The sequence below is a fragment of the Thermoprotei archaeon genome, assembly GCA_038881895.1.
Taxonomy (GTDB): domain Archaea; phylum Thermoproteota; class Thermoprotei; order Gearchaeales; family WAQG01; genus JAVZOV01.
This window is the reverse complement of record JAVZOV010000004.1, coordinates 57,343-81,151: the sequence shown is the minus strand read 5'-3', so window position 1 is coordinate 81,151 and position 23,809 is coordinate 57,343. Positions and strand designations below refer to the sequence as shown.

At 34.8% G+C, this 23,809-nt stretch carries 22 protein-coding genes and 2 tRNA genes; 10 read left to right on the top strand and 14 right to left on the bottom strand.

Annotated elements, in window-relative coordinates:
• Positions 1-7: 7 nt before the first annotated feature.
• Positions 8-1,729: a hypothetical protein gene (locus tag QW128_07880; protein ID MEM3833484.1), complete on the bottom strand. Its 1,722-nt coding sequence runs from the start codon at positions 1,727-1,729 to the stop codon at positions 8-10.
• A gap of 180 nt (positions 1,730-1,909) precedes the next feature.
• Here QW128_07880 and QW128_07875 point away from each other — a divergent pair, with 180 nt between their 5' ends.
• From QW128_07875 to QW128_07865, 3 genes are all read left to right on the top strand, one after another.
• Positions 1,910-4,132 carry a DEAD/DEAH box helicase gene (locus tag QW128_07875; GenBank protein ID MEM3833483.1) on the top strand — a complete coding sequence of 741 codons (2,223 nt, stop codon included), beginning with the start codon at positions 1,910-1,912 and terminating at the stop codon, positions 4,130-4,132.
• 92 nt (positions 4,133-4,224) lie between these two features.
• Positions 4,225-5,034, top strand: a complete 810-nt coding sequence (gene thyX, locus QW128_07870) for an FAD-dependent thymidylate synthase (protein ID MEM3833482.1) — start codon at positions 4,225-4,227, stop codon at positions 5,032-5,034.
• Positions 5,035-5,134: 100 nt separating this feature from the next.
• Positions 5,135-6,052: a branched-chain amino acid transaminase gene (locus QW128_07865; protein ID MEM3833481.1), complete on the top strand. Its 918-nt coding sequence runs from the start codon at positions 5,135-5,137 to the stop codon at positions 6,050-6,052.
• Positions 6,053-6,344: 292 nt separating this feature from the next.
• On the opposite strand, the gene QW128_07860 is transcribed toward QW128_07865, so the two are convergent.
• The 6 genes from QW128_07860 to endA all read right to left on the bottom strand — a co-directional run bounded on the left by QW128_07860 (position 6,345) and on the right by endA (position 11,820).
• Positions 6,345-7,139, bottom strand: a complete 795-nt coding sequence (locus QW128_07860) for a hypothetical protein (protein ID MEM3833480.1) — start codon at positions 7,137-7,139, stop codon at positions 6,345-6,347.
• A 63-nt stretch (positions 7,140-7,202) separates the two neighbouring features.
• Positions 7,203-8,642, bottom strand: a complete 1,440-nt coding sequence (locus QW128_07855) for a DUF790 family protein (protein MEM3833479.1) — start codon at positions 8,640-8,642, stop codon at positions 7,203-7,205.
• Position 8,643: 1 nt separating this feature from the next.
• A complete protein-coding gene (locus QW128_07850) occupies positions 8,644-10,011 on the bottom strand; it encodes a DEAD/DEAH box helicase family protein (protein MEM3833478.1) in 1,368 nt (455 codons plus the stop codon).
• A gap of 41 nt (positions 10,012-10,052) precedes the next feature.
• Positions 10,053-10,775, bottom strand: coding sequence for an endonuclease III (gene nth, locus QW128_07845; protein MEM3833477.1), 723 nt, complete (start codon positions 10,773-10,775; stop codon positions 10,053-10,055).
• Positions 10,776-10,818: 43 nt separating this feature from the next.
• Positions 10,819-11,187 (bottom strand): hypothetical protein, encoded by a 369-nt coding sequence (locus tag QW128_07840; GenBank protein ID MEM3833476.1) that lies wholly within the window; start codon positions 11,185-11,187, stop codon positions 10,819-10,821.
• Between the two features lie 84 nt (positions 11,188-11,271).
• A complete protein-coding gene (gene endA / locus QW128_07835) occupies positions 11,272-11,820 on the bottom strand; it encodes a tRNA-intron lyase (GenBank protein MEM3833475.1) in 549 nt (182 codons plus the stop codon).
• A gap of 55 nt (positions 11,821-11,875) precedes the next feature.
• Here endA and QW128_07830 point away from each other — a divergent pair, with 55 nt between their 5' ends.
• Positions 11,876-12,949 (top strand): lysylphosphatidylglycerol synthase transmembrane domain-containing protein, encoded by a 1,074-nt coding sequence (locus QW128_07830; GenBank protein ID MEM3833474.1) that lies wholly within the window; start codon positions 11,876-11,878, stop codon positions 12,947-12,949.
• Positions 12,950-12,981: 32 nt separating this feature from the next.
• Here the strand turns inward: QW128_07830 and QW128_07825 are convergent, their stop codons facing one another.
• On the bottom strand, positions 12,982-13,626 hold the full coding sequence (locus QW128_07825; GenBank protein MEM3833473.1) for a DUF4443 domain-containing protein: 645 nt from the start codon (positions 13,624-13,626) through the stop codon (positions 12,982-12,984).
• Positions 13,627-13,746: 120 nt separating this feature from the next.
• Between QW128_07825 and QW128_07820 the strand changes: the two genes are divergently transcribed.
• Complete coding sequence (locus tag QW128_07820; protein ID MEM3833472.1) at positions 13,747-14,136, top strand: M67 family metallopeptidase; 390 nt, start codon at positions 13,747-13,749, stop codon at positions 14,134-14,136.
• Between the two features lie 180 nt (positions 14,137-14,316).
• Complete coding sequence (locus QW128_07815; protein MEM3833471.1) at positions 14,317-15,198, top strand: nitrilase-related carbon-nitrogen hydrolase; 882 nt, start codon at positions 14,317-14,319, stop codon at positions 15,196-15,198.
• A gap of 154 nt (positions 15,199-15,352) precedes the next feature.
• Here the strand turns inward: QW128_07815 and QW128_07810 are convergent, their stop codons facing one another.
• On the bottom strand, positions 15,353-15,754 hold the full coding sequence (locus QW128_07810; GenBank protein ID MEM3833470.1) for a DUF120 domain-containing protein: 402 nt from the start codon (positions 15,752-15,754) through the stop codon (positions 15,353-15,355).
• Positions 15,755-15,848: 94 nt separating this feature from the next.
• Here QW128_07810 and QW128_07805 point away from each other — a divergent pair.
• Positions 15,849-15,940: transfer RNA gene (locus tag QW128_07805), tRNA-Pro, on the top strand.
• Between the two features lie 117 nt (positions 15,941-16,057).
• On the opposite strand, the gene QW128_07800 is transcribed toward QW128_07805, so the two are convergent.
• From QW128_07800 to QW128_07780, 5 genes are all read right to left on the bottom strand, one after another.
• Positions 16,058-16,181 (bottom strand) — tRNA-Pro (locus tag QW128_07800).
• Between the two features lie 126 nt (positions 16,182-16,307).
• The gene (locus QW128_07795; GenBank protein MEM3833469.1) at positions 16,308-18,296 is read right to left on the bottom strand and encodes a 3-hydroxyacyl-CoA dehydrogenase/enoyl-CoA hydratase family protein; all 1,989 of its coding nucleotides are present in this window, start codon (positions 18,294-18,296) and stop codon (positions 16,308-16,310) included.
• Positions 18,297-18,309: 13 nt separating this feature from the next.
• Positions 18,310-19,518: an acyl-CoA dehydrogenase family protein gene (locus tag QW128_07790; GenBank protein MEM3833468.1), complete on the bottom strand. Its 1,209-nt coding sequence runs from the start codon at positions 19,516-19,518 to the stop codon at positions 18,310-18,312.
• Positions 19,519-19,591: 73 nt separating this feature from the next.
• The gene (locus QW128_07785) at positions 19,592-20,161 is read right to left on the bottom strand and encodes a Zn-ribbon domain-containing OB-fold protein (GenBank protein MEM3833467.1); all 570 of its coding nucleotides are present in this window, start codon (positions 20,159-20,161) and stop codon (positions 19,592-19,594) included.
• A gap of 5 nt (positions 20,162-20,166) precedes the next feature.
• Positions 20,167-21,357, bottom strand: a complete 1,191-nt coding sequence (locus tag QW128_07780) for a thiolase domain-containing protein (protein MEM3833466.1) — start codon at positions 21,355-21,357, stop codon at positions 20,167-20,169.
• 172 nt (positions 21,358-21,529) lie between these two features.
• On the opposite strand from QW128_07780, the gene QW128_07775 reads away from it, so the two are divergent.
• The 3 genes from QW128_07775 (at position 21,530) to QW128_07765 (ending at position 23,807) form a co-directional block, all read left to right on the top strand.
• Positions 21,530-21,865 (top strand): SCP2 sterol-binding domain-containing protein, encoded by a 336-nt coding sequence (locus QW128_07775; GenBank protein MEM3833465.1) that lies wholly within the window; start codon positions 21,530-21,532, stop codon positions 21,863-21,865.
• A gap of 180 nt (positions 21,866-22,045) precedes the next feature.
• Entirely contained in the window at positions 22,046-22,858 is an 813-nt protein-coding gene (locus QW128_07770; protein ID MEM3833464.1) for an electron transfer flavoprotein subunit beta/FixA family protein, read from the top strand.
• A 13-nt stretch (positions 22,859-22,871) separates the two neighbouring features.
• Positions 22,872-23,807 carry an electron transfer flavoprotein subunit alpha/FixB family protein gene (locus QW128_07765; GenBank protein MEM3833463.1) on the top strand — a complete coding sequence of 312 codons (936 nt, stop codon included), beginning with the start codon at positions 22,872-22,874 and terminating at the stop codon, positions 23,805-23,807.
• Positions 23,808-23,809: the final 2 nt, after the last annotated feature.

The window sequence follows — 23,809 nt, the reverse complement described above, 5'->3', positions numbered from 1 at the left end:
TTTTTATTTAAACATTATTCCTTTTACGCAATACTAGAAATATCACAATTAATAGTGCTATTGTTATTACTAATGCCATAGTAAAATAATTCTGTTGAGGCATTAATGTTACCGCACTAGAGGTGCTGACAGTAGAAGATGTACTTGAGGTTGATATTGGTGTTATTGTTGTCTGTCCTCCTGTTGACACACTTACCTGATACACTGGTTGTTCCTGTGTTATGTCTGGGGCCGTGATACCTATTGATGGATCATGCTCTAAAGTGCCATTATTAAAGTATGGATACACTAAGAACGTTGTTACGTGTTTTCCATGTAATATGAAATATCCTTTTACTGGTACTGTTTCTTTAGTACCATTCAGGTAAGTTACAGTCGCATTAGGAACAAATCTAAAGAAACCACCGATTAATCCTTCACTACTTTTAATAACTAATCCTGGCATTTCAACACGGTTAATTTCATGTTCATTAATTTCTGTATCGTCCTCCATATTCACACCAAGCTTTAAACCATGAACACCATGAGTTTCAACTTCTCCATTCTCGATCTCTAATTCATCTTCCCCACCGGCCTTTAATAACACCCTGAAGGCTTCATAAGGGTCTTTTGTCATGTTTGGTGCTGTGAAATGTGCTATAAGCACTAACCTTGGAGAAAGGTTGCTCAGAATACTTATTATAAAAGGTTCTATTGTCTTATTCTCATGTCCTCCTTTCAATGCATCGTAGAAATTCCAGTTCCAATGCTTTATTATTATATCGCTTTTCATCTCTGCTCTTGTCATGTTCATAGTTGTGTTATTAATTTTCACTTGAACTGGAACAAAATAGAGCGTGTTTCTTATGAGGATGTTTCCCTCTGCAAACTTAAAACGTTCGTTATGAACTTTTGTTAGATTGAAGGTGAACTGCACACCTATTACGTTTCCTTTATTATCTGTAATGTTTCGGGGTCCTATGAGAGACCATCCTGTACTATCAAATGGAAGGTAGAACGGATGCTTAATAGCGCGCATGATCATTTCAAAGGCTCTTATTGTTCTACTAAGATATTCAGTAAACATCTTTAATAGATCATTAAAGACTTGCACGATGCCTGTTTTTATCTTCATTGCGTTTTGTACCTGCGGATTATTCTTTAGATCCTGTAATTGCTGTTCGATACTATTGAGTTTTTCTATTATTTGAGTCTTTGTTTCATCGAAAGTTAGATTATTGATGTCATTTTTAAGTTCCTTGATGATTGAGATGGCTTTGTCCACTTCATCGAGGTTTACTTTTCCGTCTTCCACTAATTTAAGGTTCAGCACTTCTTTTAATTTGTCAATTATATCTTTGAACTGATCCTTTAATGATTTGCCCTCTTTTGTAGAATTTCTTAATAGGTTATCTAATTGTTTTTGGTAGTCTTCGTTATCGTTGAAGATGAGTGTGTGCTTGAATTTCGATACAGGTAGCCAAACTTCTGCTAGTCCATTATATTTGAATACATAGGCCGTTGAATTGTCTTTATTGTACCACCATATAAACATAGGCTTTGTGCCATTCCCCACTATGAGAATAGTTATTATGCCATTCGTGAATATTTTCCAGCCATATTTTTCAAAGTAGTATTTTTGTTGAGTAACGGTTGGTTGTGTTGTTGTAGTGGTTGCAGCGAATGTTATTGGCGCTAATATTATTATTAACATTATTAATGCCGATATTTTATACATAAGGTTTTTCATTTTTCTGCACCACTATTATTTAGATTTTCATGTTTAAATTCACATTGTTACAGGATTCTAGAACTATTGTTTTAGGAAAATAGAACCTAGAACTTCTAATTTTATAGAACATTAATTGTTTATGAGTAATGGATCATGAATAATAGTTATTTAGGTGTTTTATAGTATTAATAGTGGTACATGTTTGATATAATTAAAGAGCTTAGGCTCAACAAAAGTGTGATATATTCGTGGATTGAGGAGCCAAAAGGCCCTGAACTAGGGCCTTCTATAGATGATATTGATATAGATGAATCGTTAAAGGTTGCGTTAAGAGTTAAAGGTATTAAACATCTTTATGAGTTTCAATTGCGAAGTATGCAGTTAATTGATAGGGGTCATGATGTAGTGATAGTGAGTGGTACTGGTATGGGTAAGACAGAGGCTTTTCTTATACCTATCCTAAACAGAGTGATAAGAGAGAGTGAGCCAGGTGTGAACGCTCTTATACTTTATCCTACCAAGGCGTTAACTGCTGACCAGTTACATAGAGTTCAGTTTTATACATCAAGATCGTTAGGTCTTAATGTTGGGATCTATGATGGCGATACTACAGAATCTGAGAGAAAAAAGTTATTTGCTAAGCCTCCGAAAGTATTACTTTCTAATCCTGACATGATACATTTTTCCTTATCGATACCTAGGTTTAGGGAGATTATTTCTAATTTGAAGTTTGTTGTCTTTGATGAGATGCACGTCTATAATGGAGTGTTTGGTGCTCATGTAGCGTATTTGATTCGTCGACTAGCTCGTTTGTTTAATGAGATACAGTTTATAGGTTCTACAGCAACTATAGGTAATGCGCAGTCATTTGCATCAATGTTATTTGATCGCTCTATTTCTGTTGTGGAGAGTTATGGAAGGAAAGGGAGGCTTATGCATGTGATGGTAAAGTCTGATGAGGTTTCTAAGCATATTGAGGTTTTGCGTATTGTAAAAAATCTTGTTAACCTTGGTTTAAAGACGTTGGTTTTTGGTGATAGTCATAGAACTGTTGAATACCTTGCTTTTTTGTCAAGAAAGTACGGTATTAACGTTGGTGTGCATAGGGCAGGACTATCAAGGATTGAGAGGAGTAAAGTTGAGCGTATGTTAAGGACTGGTGAGTTAATGGCTGTCATATCTACTCCTACATTGGAGCTTGGTATAGATATTGGTGATCTCGATGCTGTAGTCTTAGATGGCATACCGCCAACTTACACCAGATATATACATAGAGCTGGAAGATGTGGAAGGCATGATGAGGGATATGTAATAATGGTTCTTGGTGAGGATCCTATTAGTTCCTATTATGCTCGTAAACCTCACGAGTATTATTATCAAGCTCCTGATGAATTACCATTGGATCTCACCAATGAGGATGTCCAGAGACATCAAATTCTCTCTGCCTCTATTGATAAGTCATTGAGAGAAGATGATAGACTATTTAATAAAGAAATAGTTGATAGTCTAGTCAGTGATGGTCTGTTAATAAAACGAGGCAAGAATTATTATCCAACACCTGATGGTAAGAGGATATTTTATAAAACTAGTATTAGGGGTGCAGGTGATAGGGTAATTATAATTAATGAAAATAATCAAGAAATTGGAGATAGAGAATTACCGATGGCATTGGGGGAGCTTCATCCAGAGGCTGTATATTTTCATGGTGGCCGTATTTACAAGGTTATTGAACTTAATATATCTAGTAAACCATACAGGGCATTAGTCACACAGCTTCCATACGATTTTAGTTTTTATACTCTTCCTTTAAAATCAAGTTTTCCAGTTAATTTCAAACCTCTAGATGAAAGCACATTTTTGGATGGAAAGATACTTTATGGAAAAATGGAGATAGAGAATAATGTTCATGGATATGTAATAAAACGCATGGTAACCAATGAAATTATAAATGAAAAAATTCTTGAACATCCAGTTAACTACAGGTTTAAAACAAAGGGTCTAATATTAAGGTTGCAAGGCTATAATGACTGGAGTGATCTAATGAATGGTGAAGCGTTTCATGCAATAGAACATACTCTTATATCTTCTGCCCAAATGATTATCGGAGCTGGATCAGGAGAGCTAGGTGGAATAAGTAATCCTGATGGATTAATAGTGATTTATGATGGTGTACAAGGCGGATCAGGGCTTTCAAAATTATTAATGAAAAGATTTGATTTGGTCTTTCAACGTACGTTTCAAATAATCTCAACGTGTGATTGTGAAGATGGTTGTCCACGTTGTGTATACTCTCCTTATTGTGGAAATAATAATCATATTTTATCTAGGAAAAATGCGCTAAAGGTGCTTGAAGGAGTGGCTTCCAAGAAACTAAAAGTACTAGAACCATTACCATCAACATTTGAGAGGATGCTGGTTTGAGCTATTTCTAGCTTTATTTCGAATATTTCATGTATTCCTCTAAAATAGATATAAATTTTAATATTAGATGAAGAGTATATTATTGAATATGAATGGTGAGTGTGAAGTTAGTTTCTTATACCAACAATGGTGAAAAGTTGGTTGCAGTCGCATCAAAACAGAGTTTATCAAGAAAACCTTTTGATTATCAGTGGCAAAAAATGAGTGATGAAGAAGTTGAAACATGGATCAAAGAAACATTAATCAGAGGCCATCTGTCACCATGGGAACACTCAATCTATACATTTGATATAGAAAACGTGAGCAGAGTATTAACGCATCAATTGGTAAGACATAGATTAGCTAGCTATACTCAATTAAGCCAGCGCTATGCTGAAATGAAAGGTGAATATTTTAACTATATAACACCCCCCCTCATAAAGCGTGATCCTAACATAGAGCAAATATACAAGGACGCAATAGAGTATTCTAGAAAGGTTTATGAAAAGCTCTTATCTCTAGGTGTTCAACCAGAAGATGCCAGATATGTGTTGCCTCAGGCTATTGTTTCAAAAATTGTCGTTACAATGAATGCAAGAGAATTACTAAACTTCTTTGGATTGAGATTATGCACAAAGGCTCAATGGGAAATTAGACAAGTCGCATGGATGATGTGGATAGAAGTTATGAAGGTACATCCCAGACTTTTTAAATATGCAGGACCAAGATGTCTCCTTGCAGAGAACCAAGTCAGAAAAGAACCCATTGACCTCAAGGAGTTAATTAATTCTGATGAAAATAAATTGATATCAGAACGCTGTCCTGAATTGATTCCTAAAACGGGAATACCGAAGTGCGTGTTTTTCGCAATAAAAGACAGCGGACTCATAGAAGAGGTAAAGCAATTATTAGAAAAAAACTAATAAGTTGACTGATTCTTGTCTTTTTATCATGATTCTGTTATTCTTTTTAATAAACAAACTTAATAAGAAGATTTTTCACGTTTATTGTGGTGAAAGCATTATGAAGGAAAGTAAATATATTTGGCTTGATGGTAAGTTTATTCCATGGGCCGATGCAAAAATTCATGTTCTTACGCACGCACTTCATTACGGGACTGGAGTATTTGAGGGTATAAGAGCATATGAAACTGTTTCTGGAAAAACCGCCATATTTCGTGGAAAAGATCACGTTAAACGTTTATTACATTCATCAAAGATCTACAGAATGAACATTTCATATAGCAGTGATCAGATACTTGATATCATTAAAGAGGTTGTGAGAATTAATGAACTAAAAGAATGTTATATCAGACCATTAGTATTCCGTGGATATAAACAATTGGGAGTTGATCCTACAGATGTTCCTGTATCTTTTATGGTCGCTGCTTGGGAATGGGGTGCATATCTAGGAAAAAATGCATTGGAAAATGGTATAAAACTTAAAACATCCACATGGAGACGAATACCTCCTCAAAGTCTTCCCTTAGAAGCGAAAGCGACCGGACAATATTTGAATTCTGTGTTAGCTAAGATCGAGGCAAAGGAAGTAGGTTTCGATGAGGCATTGATGCTTGATTATAGAGGTGTAATTTCTGAAGGTACTGGCGAGAATATTTTTATAGTGCGTGATGACGAGATTATTACCCCACCATTGTACTCCAGCGTGCTTCCTGGAATTACTAGAAAAACAGTTATGAAACTTGCAGCTGACTTAGGATATAAAGCTACAGAAAGTGAAATCACATTAGCAGATGTCTACATGGCTGATGAGGTCTTCCTTACAGGGACAGCTGCGGAGATAACTCCTGTAGTAAATGTTGATGGAATAATAATAGGGTCAGGAAAACCAGGTTCGATAACAAAGAAACTACAATCATTATACTTTGACATAGTAAGAGGTAAAATTAAAGAGTACGAATCATGGTTAGACTATGTTTAAATATTAAAAAATCATTTCATTTTTATAAAGGCTTGACAAGAAAACCTAGAACTCTGAGAATTGCTGATAAGCTACCTCCTCTCACCCTTAAAAGGGAGACTTTCAATTGTAAGAGTGTATTCTTACGTCTCTACTTAACTCTTCTTTTTCGATTATTTCATTGGGAATTCCTTTTGGGAAATTACCACATCTGAAGCTGGCATTATCCATAGGTCTTAAGCGACTAAGCAGAGTTTTTTCAAAAAAGAGTATGGCACTCATCCATTTAAGCCAATTTATCCGAAACCATTGACTAAAGCATCTTGTATATTTCTTTAAGTAAATCTATTCGAAAAGTAATTTCTTGTTTTAATTTTTCGTAAGTTGTATTAGATATCATGCCCTTTTCTTTTGCATTTTCTAGATCAGCTAATTTTTTATTTAACGTATTAAGATCCTCCTGTTTTATTGGTAAATTTAAACGTTTTCTGTGTAAGCTTAATTCTTTTTCAAAAGATATTATATGTTCAGTGAGTTCTTTAATTTTATTTTCTATTATTTTCTTTTCTTCATTAATTTTTGCTTTAAGAGTATTGTATTCTTCATCAGTTATTAGGCCAATTATTTTTCGTCCTTCTAATTCTTCTTCTCTTACCAACATTGAATTTAGCCCGGAACGCTCGTTTAATATTCTGGAAAGAATTTTTTCTTTTTCAGTGTTCCAACGTTCAATGATTTCTTTTACTTTTGTCTCGTATTGATGCCATGCACTATTGAGCTCATTTAGCATGTTGTTGATATTAATGTTTAATGATTGATTTTGTGGTACTATCTGTATGTTTGTAGATTCTTTTTTTATGAGTTCTTTTGAACGTGAATTGTCAATTATTCTTACACGTAAAGGTTCACGTAATTGTGTGTTCTTTGGGGTATTTTCTGTTTGGTTTAGTTTAATGGTCTCATAATATTTGCAATTTACATAATTATTTGAACAGAATTTTTCAAGGTACTCTTTAGCTATTTTAGTTTTTGTGATGACGCATGTGCTATCATCCAATGATAATTGTTGTAGGTATGGACATTTTAGCATTCCATGTATTATTTTCATTTATACAAAATATTCTTATCTGTTACTAAATTATTTAGTTAAAATTTAGAAAAGAAATATTAGTTATTTTTTGATTTTTCGTATTATTGTCTTGTTAGGGTCAAGAGTATTCCATTCTACTTTATAGCCAAGTTTCTCTAATATTATTTCAAGATTAGCGTCACTTATGTTGTGTGTTTTAAATACTTCAATTGCATCTGAAAGCGTCATACCATCTAAGTTAACATTAATTAATTGCGATTCACCTGTTATTTTTAGTTCTGTCATTTCTTTGGTAATGTTTTTTGGAGATAAAGAGTTAAGTGTTTTGAGTACTTCGTATGATGGTAATGAACGTTTAAATTTTATTATTGTGTGAGGTAATTCTTCTGTTTTGAATTCGTCAATACTTTCGTCTATTGCTATTATCATTTTTACATTTTTCAAATCTCTCATTTTCTCTATCTTTCTTTTTATGTATTCTTTTGTCCAAAATCCTACGATCTCGAGATATATTTTCTCATTATTTCTGATAAAAACAAAGTCTGGTATGAATATTTTTGTCCCGACCACTAATGGTTCTGGCTCTCTAATAATAGTCCAATCGCTTTTTAATGTGTTAAATCTTTTATGAAAATCTTCTTCTAGAGAACTGTCATATATCACAGTGCCTTCTAGTAATTGAACTGGATATAGGTGTTTGTTTGTATCATTAGTTATAAATTTGTAAGTTAAGTGTTTATTTTTATATCTGGTTTTCCTAATTATTGATGCCTCAATGTTCCAATGGTCTGCAGAAATTATTAATGGTAACGTTTTAGCTAAGTTTGTTCCATAGCGTTCAGTTTGCTTTATTATCGATGCAGGCCCATCTATTGTTATGCGTACAGATTCATTAATTTTCTCAGCCATGTAAAGTAGACCATTTCTTTTTATACTCCATAAGATTTGCCTGGTTTTATGACCTGTTGTTTTTATATCTGCAACAAGATTTGTGCATTTAAAAAGTAATGTTTGTGTCAATGATAGATTGTAAAGTTTTATGAGTTCTTCTGGTGATATCTCTTGAAAGTTATCGATCGTGTTTTCTTCTTCATAAACTGCTCTGAAACCGTTTTCTACATCATCATGGTTTATGTTAAGCTTTTGTGCTACTAGATCTATTACGTTTTTACGTTCTTCTTGTGTTAAAGCAAATCCTCTATAAAGCTGATTTACTGTTTTAAAGATTTCTAGCCTTATAAATAAGGGATCATAGGAGAGAGTTGTCTCCTTAATAGTTAGTCTGCGTTTTAGCAAGGTTATCAATCCTTTAATGAATTTATAATTATATCCTTCACTTTCAGCTATTGTTTCAGCTTCGTTAAGTTCATCTTCTAGTTCTTTAAGTTTTTTATTAATAAAACTTTTAAATATATTGATTAATTTTTCTGCAAGATATAAATTCTCATGGGATAGTTCGGCATAAACTGGTTTAATGTATCCTCCGCGTATTTGTACACGTAGTAGTTGTGTTGGAAGCATTTTATTCACCTAATGCTTTTGATCGTTTCTTTGATACGCGTACTTCTTTTGTTCCTGAGCTTATTATTTCATAGAGTATTGCTTTTTTACCTTCCTTAGGTCTTAGTATTCTGCCAAGCCTTTGTATGAACTCTCGTTTGCTACCTGACCCGCTAAGAATTATAGCAATGTTTGCATCTGGTACATCGATGCCTTCTTCGAGAACCTTACTAGTTGCTATAGTACTGAATATTCCTGTTCGGAAACCATTCATGACAGCTTTTCTTTCATCATCGCTAGTTTTATGTGTTATGATTGGTATTAATAATTCATTAGAAATATGCTTAACAAGTTCATTATGTTCAGTGAATATGATAATGCGTTCGCCTCTGTGATAACGTAATAGTTCACGTAATTTTTCCATTTTAGTGGAAGAGTTTAGTGCAATAGACCTAGCCCTACTCCATGCTAGAAGTGCTTTACGTGCTTTCATATCATTACCCGTTCTCATTATAAATTTCTCGAAATCCCTTAATGACCGTAAGGTCCAGCCACGTTTCTTGAAATATTCCTCATATATACTACTCAGCTTTTTATATTCTGCATATTCTTCTTTAGTCAATGGCACGTAGATCCTTTTAATTTCAAAATTCGCTAAATATGAGCCTGCGAGATCTTTCACACCACTTCTATATACTATCGGGCCAACTAATTGATCTAAATCTTTATGCGCCTCATCCTCTCTCTCTGGTGTGGCTGTAAGGCCCATTCTATACGGAGCGGCTGAAAGTTCAGCAATCTGTCTATAACCTTCACTAGGTAAATGGTGTACTTCATCGAATATTATTAACTTAAACCTATTGCCAATTAATTCAGCATTAAGGTATGCAGAACTGTATGTAGTTACAGTGATACACTTTAATTCTTTATCACCACCACCATATAATCCTACATCCACATCAAGATATTTTTGAATAAGCAAAGCCCATTGATCCATCAACTCTATTGTTGGTGTGATTACTAATGTTGGTTCTTTTAACTCTAGAATCGCCATAATTCCTATAAGTGTCTTACCTGAACCTGTAGGTAGCACAATTATTCCACGTTTATCAGTATTCATCCAGTTGCTTAGTGCTCTACTCTGATAACCTCTTAATTTCACATCAAATCGTTTATTAAATTTTAGGCAACCCATAGGATAAAAGACATTATCTAGAAAACTAATCTTTAAATTTCGAAGTATTGATGTGATAACAGGATAATACATTGCTAAGCTTCTATACGCATTGATTCTAGGGTCAAATTTAAAGAATTTTACCAGTTGTAATGGAATACGATCCCTGCTAACTAATACTATCGTGCCTTTGTCATAATAAAGTTTCATTTCCATCCCTATTATCCTACACTCAAATTATTTATATTTCCTATTACTTAAAACATTTTTGTAAGTAAGCTGGGATTGCTTGTTTGTTTTGCTCTATCATAATAATCACATAATATGTTGATTGGGCACTCGGAGCATCTAGGACGAATGGCTTTGCATGTTTTTCTACCATGTTGTATTAATAATAAGTGAACATCGAGATATTCGCTAGGATCATAGAGTTTCATGAGCATTAAACGTATTTCTTCATAACCACTTTTTTGAGAAACAAGCCCCAATCTCTTTGAAACTCTATTTATATGAGTATCAATTGGTATTGTCGATCTCTTGCCTAACATAAGTAAGACTACATCAGCGGTTTTAGGCCCAACTTTAGGCAAAGATGTTAGTATTTTTCTAGCTTCATTTAAGTCTATGTTCAGTAAAAAATCTAAAGATCCGTTATATTTCTCTAGGACTATCTTAGAAAGTTTTTTCAGCGCATTAGCCTTTGTGTTATATAAGCCTGCTTCACGTATAGCATCTTTTAATTTTCTTATATCCAAATTAACAATGTCGCTTGGTGTTATATTGATCATATCTGCTAATTTTTGATATGCTCTATAAGCTGCTTTATCAGTAGAATTTTGGGTGAGAATTGTAATGACAAGGACTTTAAAAACATCAACATTCTTTTTAAATACATGCATAACAGCAAAATCATTGAGATCAATTTTGTACGTACTTTTTAAGATTCTGAATATGGTTTTGGCCTTTTCATTCATATTCATATTTATCATCTTTATTAAAAAAATAAGAACGTTATTTTCTTATCTATTCTACTTTAGAACCTTTAAACGTTAAGTATCCTATACCAGCTAACAGAATAAGGAGAGCATATGCGTTTATTTGATGCGCAATTGTTAAATTTTCTATGTCGCTTTCCATCATACTTGCTCCTATCCCTACTTGTATTATAACTAAAACTAATGCAAGCATGGTAAGTATTTTAATATAATTCTTACTGTGTTTTAGTGCATAAAATGTTTCATAACCTATTAGTATCAATCCTAACACTCCTATTACTATATGCACAGGTATTATTGTACTCCTGAAAACATCATTGGCTGCAACATGTCCTAAAACGATTTGGATTATTATTCCAAGGAATAATAACATCCCGATGATGCCTACTGTTTTCATAACTTCTCAATAGAAGAATATGAAGATTATTGTATATTAATTTAACTTGAATATGAGAAAAATCATGATTATTTTTCATTAATTTTAAAATTTAATCCATCTGAACATGTAATAGTTAACACTATTATCTTCATTAACTACTGCTAATAATAACTTTTTTCTAACAGTATGTGTTAATCTTCCTGCACCTACTATATCAATAGTTTTCAACTTACTGTCCTTTTTCATTATTTCTACTAGGAACGGTGCATGATCGATTCCTGGACCATATTCGTAAACTGCAAAAGTTGTACCAAATTTCATTCCTGGTCTCACCACAAAACCTTTCTTCCTGAGATCTTTATAAACTGAATATACTAAATCAAAATCCTCATAATTCTTTTTCGCATCCAAAAAAAGTTTCTCAAAGGATACTGGATTATTGTTAGTGTCTACTACCTCTATAACACCATTTTCTAATAAATATAGTGCTTCGTAAAGACTTAATTGAAGAGGTGCTTCGAAATTAAATGTTTTGGGTTTGCCAATTCCAATAGGTCTTCCATAAAAGCCTTCCTTGAATAATTTAGGAGCTTCCTTCGGGTCATATGCTATTATATGTCCTTCTGAGTATCTTACTCGAATTTTGCTCACGGCATACTAAGTAAATTGCAAAATATTAATATACCTGTATTCATTAGACTGTTTAATGAACATCAAAACAAGAGTCGTATTATTCACGGTAATAGGTATCATAATAGTTATTACTTTTATTTACTTAAATAATCCTATTATGATTTACAGCACGATTTCTCATGTAAACCCGTTATACGTTCTGTTTGGAATAATTTTTGAATCACTTGCTATATTACTTAGTGCGCTCGGATGGCATTTACTTCTCAGAGCTATGGGTATGAAACTTAATTATATTGAGAGTTTGAAGGCAACGCTGATTGCTATCTTTGGTGATATAATGATTCCCACAGCATCATTAGCTGGGGAGACTTTTAGAATACTTTATGTGCGAAACAAAAATAATGGACAAACCGACAAATTAATAGCAACAGCCGCCTTCCAACGCCTTATATATACAGTATTACTTATAGTCCTCATAATACTAGGAATATTCTTGAATGAGTCTAATAGAACGTTATTGCTTGGTTATATTTTATGGTTTATTGCATCAATGGTTTTTCTCATAGTAGTGCTGGTCTTCTTTGTGAGGAATCCAAATAAATTTAGCATGATACTTAAAAAGCTCATAATCATCTTCCATAAGATCATCAAGATTCCTAGAAACATAAATAAAACAATGTACGACATAGACAATTTAGCATCAGGAATTAACGAGGGTATTCAGTTAAGCAAAAATAGAAAGCATCTCATATTTTTAGCCACAATGGTGATGACACTCCAATGGATCTTTGGATCTCTAATGATTTACTCCATGCTACTCTCATTAGGATATAAAAACATAAACTATATCATTCTCCTTTCCATATACCCAATCTATTCTACATTAACAATAATGCCAATAGGTATACCGGCAGCACTAGGGGTTGTTGAAACCGGAATGACATTATCTTTCATTATAATAGGGATTCCGAGAACGGTGGCTGCTAGCGCAACATTATTGATTAGAGGCATAATGGTATGGTTTGATGTAACGATTTCTGGATCTGTATTTATTAAGAGTGGAAAGTATTTAATTCAAAAAGAGGAAAAAATCAGGGAATTTTCCGAGGAGAAATTATCTTATCCTACTAAGAATAATAAGTCTTAATTGTTTTATAAAAATTAAAGTAATCATGACCTTTATGCGACTCTAAAGATTTCAGGATTTTTTATTAACGTAATAAATGCTGAAAGGGCGCCAAACTCAGCTGTCAGTGGATTATCACCGCTACCGATTATTATTATATCTCCGTCATGAGGATTTAATAATACATGCAATCTTTCTGCCTCATTAGGGTATTTCTCGTTAACATTTAAATCAGGTAGTAGTATTATTTGATTATTTCTCACGATTAACGTTGATGCACCCAGTGCACCAACTAAAAGTGCTGCATCACGTTGTTCTAACCCAGTTTTTAGTTTTTTCGTGTCGATACTTCTTATTAGTAGAGCATATGCGTGATCACCAATGGCTAGAACTGTTTTTCCTAAATATGTACGAGAGGGTATTTTTGATTTAAGCCATAATCCTACCTCAATACCTTTATTAGTTAAGGCGCATCCTTGTCGTTCTGTAATGATCAGACCTAATTCCTTAAGTTTTCCTAATAATGTTTTCATTGAACCCTCACCGAGTTTTAATTCCTTAGAAAGACGAAGCCTGCCTATTGGTCCTAGATCTCTTATAAGTTCTATACATTTTATTACATGTACTGATGCATAAGATGGTTTAGGTCCTACCGCCTTACTACTTAAAGCTGTACGCAAGATATTATCAATACTCACATTATGAAAACACACGCTTAAATATAAATAATTTATGCTGTCTTTTGTAGAATTTCTTCTTCACATAATCATAGGTCCTGTTGTCAAATTTATTAATAGGTTATGAATAGGTATACATGTATGAGACTATTAATAAAAAAGAATGATATCGAGAAGATAGTAAAAAAAGCTGTTAAGTCCTCTGTCGAACTAGCAGGATTTCTAATAGGAATCAGAGGATCAGAGGATTTCATAGTAAAATATGTATATGATGCAGATGCAAGTGATAATACTAAAGTAAGTTTTAAGATAAAACCTAACGATACATACAACGCGATTAAACAAGCTGAATCTGAAAAGCTTGAAATTATTGGAATATACCATACGCATCCTGCACCTCCAGAACCTAGTTCTAAAGATCATGAGGGTATGAAAGCTTGGCCCGGAATCTGGCTTATAATAGATTCTCGTACAGGACGATTTAGCGCATGGAATGAAAAGTTTGAAAAAGTCGTAATCGAAATAATCTGAACGTTTTTCTTCAATCCTGAAGAAACAAAGTTTTCTATAAAAACCCTATCTTAGAAAAAGGTTTATCACTTCTATTATCATCTTATCTCAAAGAGCGAATCTTTAGAAATAACAATCTGCATATCTTTTCCTTAAGAGTTTATATTTATGATCAAATAGTTATTAGTTGGAGGTTAATTTATGAGGATTGCTGTGTCTCAGTATGTGTTTCGTGTTGGTGGAGGATTCAAAGAATTTGCTGATCACGTAACAAGGCATACTGTTAAAGCATGGCATGAAAAGGCTGATATTATCGTTTTTCCGGAATTAGTATCCCTTGAACTAGTAGAGGATAAAAGATTGCTCGGAAAACCATCTCTTGATTTAACTAGAATTCTTTATGATTATTATGGCAGATATGTTGAAATTTTTAGTGAACTAACAGAGAGATATGGTATGACAATTTTAGCTGGGAGTACGATAACATTAGGGGATGATGACAATTATTATAATACAGCACATATTTTTAGACCTGACGGACCTGCATTAAAGTATAGAAAAATACATCTGCACTTATTCGATAAGCAGATGGGACTTTATACAGGCGATAATGTATTAACGTTCAAACATAATGGAATAATCATAGGAACTGGAATATGTTATGATGTAGGATTTCCAGAAATCTTCAGAATAATGAGATTAGATGGTGCCGAAATATTTTTAGTGCCAAGTCTAGCACCTGGAAGAGGAGCATATAATTGGATAAGATTCTCTGCACATGCAAGAGCAATAGAATCACAAGGTATTGTTGCCCTCTCAAGTGGAATAGACCCTACAGGCGAACTGCTCGGATACAAACTGAGAGGAAAATCAGCAATCATTACAACGACTGATTATAATCCAAATGGATTTATAGTAGAGGGTAACGAAGAAGAAGACACAGTACTTATTACAGATATAGATATAACGCGTCTAAGAGAAGTACAAGAAAAAACTGCTGCACCAATTTTAAAGGATCTCAACTTTAAAGTATACAAAAAGCTATGCGACAAAAAATGGAATCCCTCATCTTCTATACAATAACTGAAATCTTATAAATTAAGAATTTTTATTAAAGCATAAAAGGGAGTAAAAAACGTTGAAGAACGTATAGAACTGCATATAATATCATCACAACAGTTCAAGATCAATACAAGAGATTTATGAACAAGTTAATTGATGTGATCACTCTAAAAGGTTACCCTAATATTTCTACTATTACCTGATCGCCATCTTTTAAATTAAAATGCGAGCGCAAATATACAGGTGCTATGACCTCTAAAACACTTTCATCATAGTATGTTTTATCCGCTCTTATCACTGCTCCAAACATTGATCCATTAATTTTTGCTCTGTAACATGAGACGCCAACATAAAAACGTTTACCATCAAAGAATGGATCTAGTCGTATATGTTTAAATCCTTTGAGTTCATTAAAAATCTGAACACCTAAATCCTTATCGATTTTAATATTGAGCGTGCCTGGATATGGTGTGAAGCCTAATTTTTCTTGTATTTGATTTACATAATTTGTTTGAGACAAATAATAGGCACCTTCACCTAATCCGCTAAATATTATACCCTTTACTATGATACCCACATTGCATCAACTTAAAACATAAACCCTCTCTTATTTAAGCTTGGACATAGTGATACAACAAAGAAATTTATATTTGTTCTCCTTATATTTATCCGGGGCCGTAGTCTAGCTTGGTCTAGGAAGCTAAAAACCTAGAGTACCAGGCTCGGGCCCTGGGGATCGCCGGTTCAAATCCGGCCGGCCCCATCATGTTCATCAGTAGTTCTATCTATTTACAAGAATAAATTTTTCTTTAAATGATTAATATAAACTTTTTTATTATTTTTGAAATAAGGAATCATTTAAACATAATTCTTAAACAGATGGTGGGGCCGCGGGGATTTTCACCCTTTTCAGGGTTTTGAACCCCGGATCACCAGCGTTCCGGGAATCCCTGTGGGGTATTCACCCCAGGCTGGCATCCTAATCCAGGCTGAACGACGGCCCCAACCAAATTATTTTATTCTGTAATAGTATTTAACTTTTATTAAGATCTTGGGTAATATGATGCATGATGAGCTATCATGCTTAAATGTGGTTTTTAGTAGTCTATAAATAAAAAAATAAAAGAGGTTTATTTTCCTTTGAATTTTGGTTTTCGTTTTTCAAGGAATGCACTCACGCCTTCTACTACATCGTCGGTGCTGAAGAGTAATCCAAAGAGGCTTGCTTCGTATGCTAAGCCTGCCCATATGTTTGATTCAAGTCCAAAGTTTATTGCATACTTGGCTGCCATGAGTGCTAGTGGTGGTTTTTCTGCTAGTTTTAATGCGAACCTACGTGTTTCTTCCTCGAGTTTTTCTGGTGGTACTACGTTGTTAACTAGCCCTATTTTTAGTGCGTCATTTGCTGATATCATATCGCCTGTGAAGATTATTTCTTTAGCTTTGCTCCTCCCTGTTAGTCTTGATAGTCTCTGTGTTCCTCCTGCACCTGGTATGAAACCAAGGTTTATTTCTGGTTGTCCTAATTGTGCTGTTTCGGAGGCTATTCTTATATCACCACTCATTGCCATTTCGAGCCCTCCACCTAGTGCGTATCCGTTTACAGCGATGATTACTGGTTTTGTATAGTATTCTATTTTATTTAGAATTTCTTGGAATTTTCTGGAGAATATTGCTGCTTTAACTGGGGTGATTCCCATGAAACCTGTTACATCAGCTCCTGCACTAAATGCTCTTCCAGAACCTGTTAGTATTATAACTCTTATTCTTTCATCCTCTTCTAGTTCATCTAATATTATGTTTAATTCTTTTAACATGTCTATGTTTATTGCATTTAAGCGTTCTGGTCTATTGAGTACTATCCATGCTAGTGGTGGTTCGAGTTTTAATAGAATTGTGGAAAGTTTTCTTTCTTCGACGACACCGTATTCATAGAATCCTTTTCCTGTTCTCATTCCGAGTTTGCCCTCGTTAACCATTTGCTTAAGTAATGGGTCGGGCTTATGTTCTTCCCATCCTGTTATGTTTTTGAGACTTTCGAGTGTGCTTACTACGTGATCTATACCATATTCATCGGCGTATTCCAGAATGCCTTTTGGATATCCTAATCCTAGTTTACATGCTTTATCTATATCATCTCTGCTGGCTATTCCTTCTCTAAGTAACCATGATGCTTCATTTATTGCAGGAGCAATTATCATTAGTGGGTCTACTTTTTCTGCTTTTTCTTTTGGTATTTCTGGTCGTACGTATTTACCTGGTGCTGGATATGTGTAGAATCCTTTCCCTGTTTTCATTCCTAATTCATTTGCTTTAAATTTCTCTTCAAATAATGGACATGGGTGAGCCACATACCCACGTTCGCTCATTGCTTTAAACACAAAATAGAAAACATCTATCCCACTATAATCGGCCAACTCGAATGCTCCCATGGGAAAACCTAATTTATAACGTACTGTTGCGTCAACTTCAATAATATCGGCTTGTTTATTTGCAACTATCCAACACGCAGCGTTAAGTAATCTTCCCAGTATTCTATTTACTATGAATCCAGGTACATCTTTTTTCACTATGACTGGCTGCTTTCCAATCTTCTTTGTTAATTCATACGTTATTTTTACTGTGTTATCATCAGTTTTTTGACCTTTAACAACTTCAACTAATGGCATTAATGGTGGTGGGTTAAAGAAGTGCATGCCGATGACTTTTTCAGGCCTGCTTGTTACATTAGCTATTTCCGTTATAGGAAGACTACTTGTATTTGTAGCAAGTATTGCATGTGGTGGTAAAATTTTGTCAGCTTTGGAGAATACATCTTTTTTGAGATCCAGCTTCTCAGGTACTGCTTCTATCATGAAGTCCGCATTCCTAACAGTTTCTTCGAACGATAGTGTAGCGTGTATTCTGGAGAGTACAGTGTCGACATTTTCTTTGATTTGCCCTTTTTCATATAATTTTCCAACACTCCATCTAATTTTCTCTATTGCGTTTTTTAGAAATTCTTCGGCTATATCGGTTATCCAAACCTCATACCCAGCTAATGCCATTACTTCTGCTATTCCATGTCCCATTGTACCAGCGCCTATTACTGCGATTTTTTTAATTTGTTCAACACTCAATGTTTTACCCCTCCTATATCATATCAACGCTGGTTCCAAATACTTGTCTTAATAGACTTCTGATGACTGTTATTCTTTGTATGTCATTTGCTCCTTCATAAATTGTTGTTATGAGGGCATCTCTTAAGTATCTCTCAATCCCTGCTTCTTGATCAACACCGACACCGCCGTGAATCTTTATTGCTAGTGCTGAGGTTTTTTCCGCCACTTCGGTAGCATACATTTTAGCCAGCGATGCTGCCATTATGGCTTCGGGTCTCTGTGCATCTGTTAGTGTGGCTGCCCAGTAAGTAAGCATGCGGGCTGCCTCAAGTTCTGTTAACATATCTGATAGTTTAAAAGCTATTCCTTCGAATGAGATTAGTGGTTTTTCAAATGCGTATCTCTGTAGCGCATAGTTTAATGATTTTTCAAACACTGCTTGTGCAATACCTACACCTTGGGCAGCGATCCCAAGTCTTCCATGATCGTATGTTGTGACGGCAACTTTGAATCCCTCTCCCTCTCTGCCTAGAACGTTTTCTTCAGGCACTTTTACATCATCAAGTATCACTTCGTTAGGTTGTTCGCCTTTTAATCCTATTACATTGAATTTTGACCCAATTTTTATACCAGGCCAGTTAGCTTCTACTATGAAGAATGTTAAACCTTTCCATCTTTCTTTTCTGCTTGGTGGTGGACTTGTTCTTGCGGAAACTACTAAATATTTAGCTCTATCTGCACCTGTTATGAAAATTTTTCTACCATTAATTATCCAGTAATTTCCTTCTTTTCTAGCTGTTGCTTGTATGCCTGCAACATCGCTACCTGCTGCAGGTTCTGTATTTGCGTGAGCTGCGAAAGCTTCACCTCTGGCAATTGGTGGTATATATTTCTTTTTTTGCTCATCTGTGCCAAAAATGAGTACTGGTGTTGTAAATAGATGGTTTACTGCGATTTTTGTTGCGAATGCTGGTGAAATTCTTGAAAGTTCTTCCATGAGTATGACAAGCATCATAGCCCCTCCACCTTGTCCATCATATTCTGGTGGTATTCCAACGCCCATTAGTCCTAGTTCTTTTGCTCTGTTGATGAGTTCTTCTGGTATTGTGTTTGTTTTTTCTATTTCCATAACTTTTGGTGCTATTTCGTTTTCGGCAAATTGTCTTATCATTTTTCTGAACATTTCATGTTCATTTGTTAATTCTACTTTAAAATCTAAAATACTGTTGAAGGGAAACAAATATTATCTCCTCCACATAAATACTTGTTTATACATGTTTAAAAACTATTCGTTTACAATCAAGCCCCATTCTTTAGGATGTTAGTGGTTCTAATTCATAAGTTAAATATCCTTCAGGTTCACGTTTTGTTACTATAACCTTAACTTTCATTCCTACTCTTAATTTTTTAGGATCAGTTTCTCGTACCCATGCTGTGATATTAATTCCTTCTTTTAGTCTAGCAATACCTACTGTGTAATCATCATAATGTGAAAAGCTGTTCGGTTTTACGTTTATTATTGTGTATGTGAGCAGTTCTCCTTCGTTACTTAATTCGATCCATTCCATGTCCGATTTCCTACATTTAGGACAATCGACCTGTGGTGGAAAATAAAGTGTTCCGCATTGTTTACATTTTGTCGCATAAAGTTTGCCGTCAATTAATCCATCGAAGAATTTTCTGATTTTGTCAACACTTATTACATATTTCAATGTTAATTCTCGCTGGTCTATCCATTGTGCGGCTCCGCTTTTCATGTCTGGTACTATTGGTAGTCCTGTTGATTTCTTTATGCTTTCAACAAACTCATTAAATTGCTTTGTGACTTCTTCAGTCTGCTCTTTTTGTGTCTTCTTTTTCTCAACCTTCTGTTGAGCACTCATAGCACTCACCTCCTTGGTTTATCAAGAGAGAAGATTGTAACATATGCATAATGACCTGTGCCGCCTACATTATGGGCTATCGCCATACCTTTTTTAATAGGTGCTTGACGCTCTCTTTCTACTTCCTGTCTCAACTGTTTTGTGAGTTCTACAGCCATGCTGACTCCTGTTGCAGCTATAGGATGACCCTTTGCTTTTAAACCACCACTAAGATTGACTGGTATGATACCCCCGATGTAAGTCTGTTTTTCCCTGATCAATTTTACTGCCTCACCTTTTTTCACAAAACCTAGATCCTCGTATGCAAGTAACTCAGCTATAGTGAAACAGTCGTGGACTTCTGCTACATCGAAGTTCTTAACAAGATCAGTCTCATCTATGCCAGCTTTTTTGTAAGCCATCTTAGCTGCTTCAACAGCAGCTCTTAAGCTAAGGAAATTATCACGTCTGCTTAAATTGGCAGTATCATTTGCGTAACCAATAGCTTTAATCCAGACAGGAGTATCTGTAACTTTTTTGGCAATTTCCTCGCTTGCAAGTATTATTGCAGCCGAACCATCAGTTATAGGTGAACAATCAAGTAATTTTAAAGGCCATGCGATATATCTAGATCTCATGCATTCCTCTACGGTGATTTCTTTTTGAAATTGTGCCTTAGGATTCCTTGCACCGTAGTAATGGTTTTTAACTGCAACTTGGCACAGATCTTCCTCGGTGGCTCCATATTTAGACATGTACGCTGTTGCATAAAGAGCATAATATCCAGGAAAAGTAAGACCAAAGTTTTCAAATTCCCAAAAATAATTTCCAGCCCTACCAATGAACTCTACTACAGTTGGTGTTGGAGATTCGTTCATTTTTTCTACACCTACAACCAATGCTATATTTGCTTCTCCACTAGCTATCATATCATGTCCAAGTTTTAGGGCTGCGCTACCTGATGCGCACGCAGCTTCAACTCTAACAGTGCCCTTGGGTACAAGGTCGCTATACTCTCCAACAACTACAGCAGGTAATGGTTCACTGCTCCATGCACCAACGTTTGATGTAACATAATAATCTATGTCTTTTTGATCAACGCCGGCGTTTTCCATTGCTTGTTTTGTGCTTTCCCATGCAAGTTCTGCAACATTTACGTCGGTTCGTATTCCAAATTTAGAATGCCCAACACCTATTATAGCCACATTCCTACCCAAGAAGAACACCACTATAAATGATACATTAAATACGTTATAAAGTTATTCTGGAATTCCACTTCATATTATGAAGATGCGCATAACGCAAAACCCAGTTATATGCTATCGGCCACATAAAATCGATGGTTAAATATAATAAGATGATAAGGTAATATTTTAAATGGTGTTGAGCATGTCCGAAGATATTAAGTCTTTAATACAAGCGGTGTATGAAAAGGCTAAGTTAAAGATGGGGAATGAAATGGCAGGTTGGAATAAAATATTTCAGTTTAATATAGAAGGTGGAGAACCATTTTATATAGAGTTCAAACAAGGAAGTGCGAATGTTGTTCAGGGTTCTCACAATTCTCCTACAGCAACACTTACAATGAGTAAGGAAACTCTTATCAAAATATTGAAAGGCGAATTAGATTCTATGGCTGCATTTATTAGAGGTCAAATGAAAATTACAGGAAATGTGATAGAGACTACATCGTTAAGAAAAATGATAGAGGCAGCAAAATCATAATTTATTTTTTATCGCTTTAGATTAAGTGTTCATACAAAATTTGTTATTCTAATAATAATAATTTTAATTCAAAAATCAATACATTTAATACAAGACAGCATTTCATTATTTCTTCTTAAAATTATTAATACATAATAAAAAACTTTATAATTCTAGATTTGCATGTAATACTGAGGTATTATGGTTGATGTGGCTGTAATGGTTAAAGCATCACTAGATGCTAACATGATCAGAGTTGACAGTTCCGGTAAGCTTCTTATCGAGGAAATACCTCTTGTAATCAGTGAATATGATAGGAATGCTGTTGAAGAAGCCGTAAGAATAAAGGAAAAATTTGGTGGAAAAATTGCGGTCTTTTCAGTTGTGACTTGGGGACCGCTTGCAAAACGTATTAATGATACTGAATCAGTATTAAGAGAGGCATTGGCCATGGGAGCTGATGAGGCATACATGGTTACAGATGAGAGATTAATAAATGCTAATCCACTCCAAACAGCAATAGCACTTGCATCAGCGGTTAAAAAAACAGGCAATTATGATCTTTACCTCACAGGCGAAGCTTCGATGGATGTTATTTCTGCGCAGATTGCTTCCAGAATTGGAACGATCTTAAATCTTCCAACAGTAACATTTGCGCGAGCTATAGAACTTGACATAGAGAATAAGAAAGTTAAAGTTCTTCGTGACTTAGAGGATTCATTGCAATGGATCGAGGCGTCATTACCTGCAGTAATCAGCGTGACTGGTGAGATTAATAGGGCTAGGTTGCCAATGCTCTTGCAAATACGGAGGGCGTTTGCAAAACCACTTAAAAAATTTACTTTGAACGATTTAAACATACAATTACTTGACGTTGGGCATAGGCGTGAATCAGTGAGGTTGTTAATGGTTTCTAGGAAAAACATAATAATAGAAGCAAGTACTTTTGATGAAGTATCTGAAAAGTTAATTTCTAAACTGATAGAGGAGGGTGTTATAAAACCAAGAATATGAGGAGATGATATGAATGGTTGAAACTGTTATAGTTTTTGGAGAGAGACCTTCATTATTAGTAGATGCTTCAGGCCTTGTTGCAGAATTGTTACGAAATGGATTCAGCACCAGTATGATAGGTATTACAGTTAGCAATGGAGATGTAAACGAGGCAGCACGTTATGGTTTTGATAAACTATATGTTATTGAAGGGGCAGTTCTGCCTGATCAGGTGTCTGAAGTTATTTCTAAGATTTTTAATGAGGTGAAACCGAGGTTATTGATCGGATCTGCAACAAAAACTGGTAATGATATTCTTGCTCGCGTTTCAGCCAAGCATAATTTACCAATGCTAACAGAAGTTCTTTCAGTTTCACTGGATGGTAATAATATTATTTTTGAACGAAATATTCTAGGAGGAAGAGCTATAAGTAGAGAGGTGACATCAAAACATGCGGCTGTTACTGTACCAATTAAGAAATTTAAGCCTTTTGAAATATCTCAGAAAATTGCTGCCATTGAGAAAGTCTCACCTCCAGTATCTAATGTTAGGCTGGTAAGTTTTGAAGAGAAGAAGAAGAGTGAGGTGAATATTGAGGCTGCAGATACCGTTGTTGGTGTTGGTAGAGGGTTTAAGTCGAAGGATGATTTAAAGTTGGCTTTTGATTTGGCATCAATCATAGATGCTCAAGTTGGATGTAGTAGGCCTATTGCTGCAGATCTTAAATGGTTGCCTGAGGATGTGTGGATTGGAATTTCTAGTAAGAAGATACGACCGAAACTTTATGTAGCAATAGGGATATCTGGTGCTCCCCAACATATCTCTGCAGTAGATGCGAAGGTAATAGTTTCTATAAATAAGGATAAAAATGCTCCAATATTTAAATATTCGGATTACAGTGTTATCGCTGATTTATACCAATTTCTCCCAGTATTTATTAAAAAGCTTAAAGAAAAAACAATCAAGTGAAA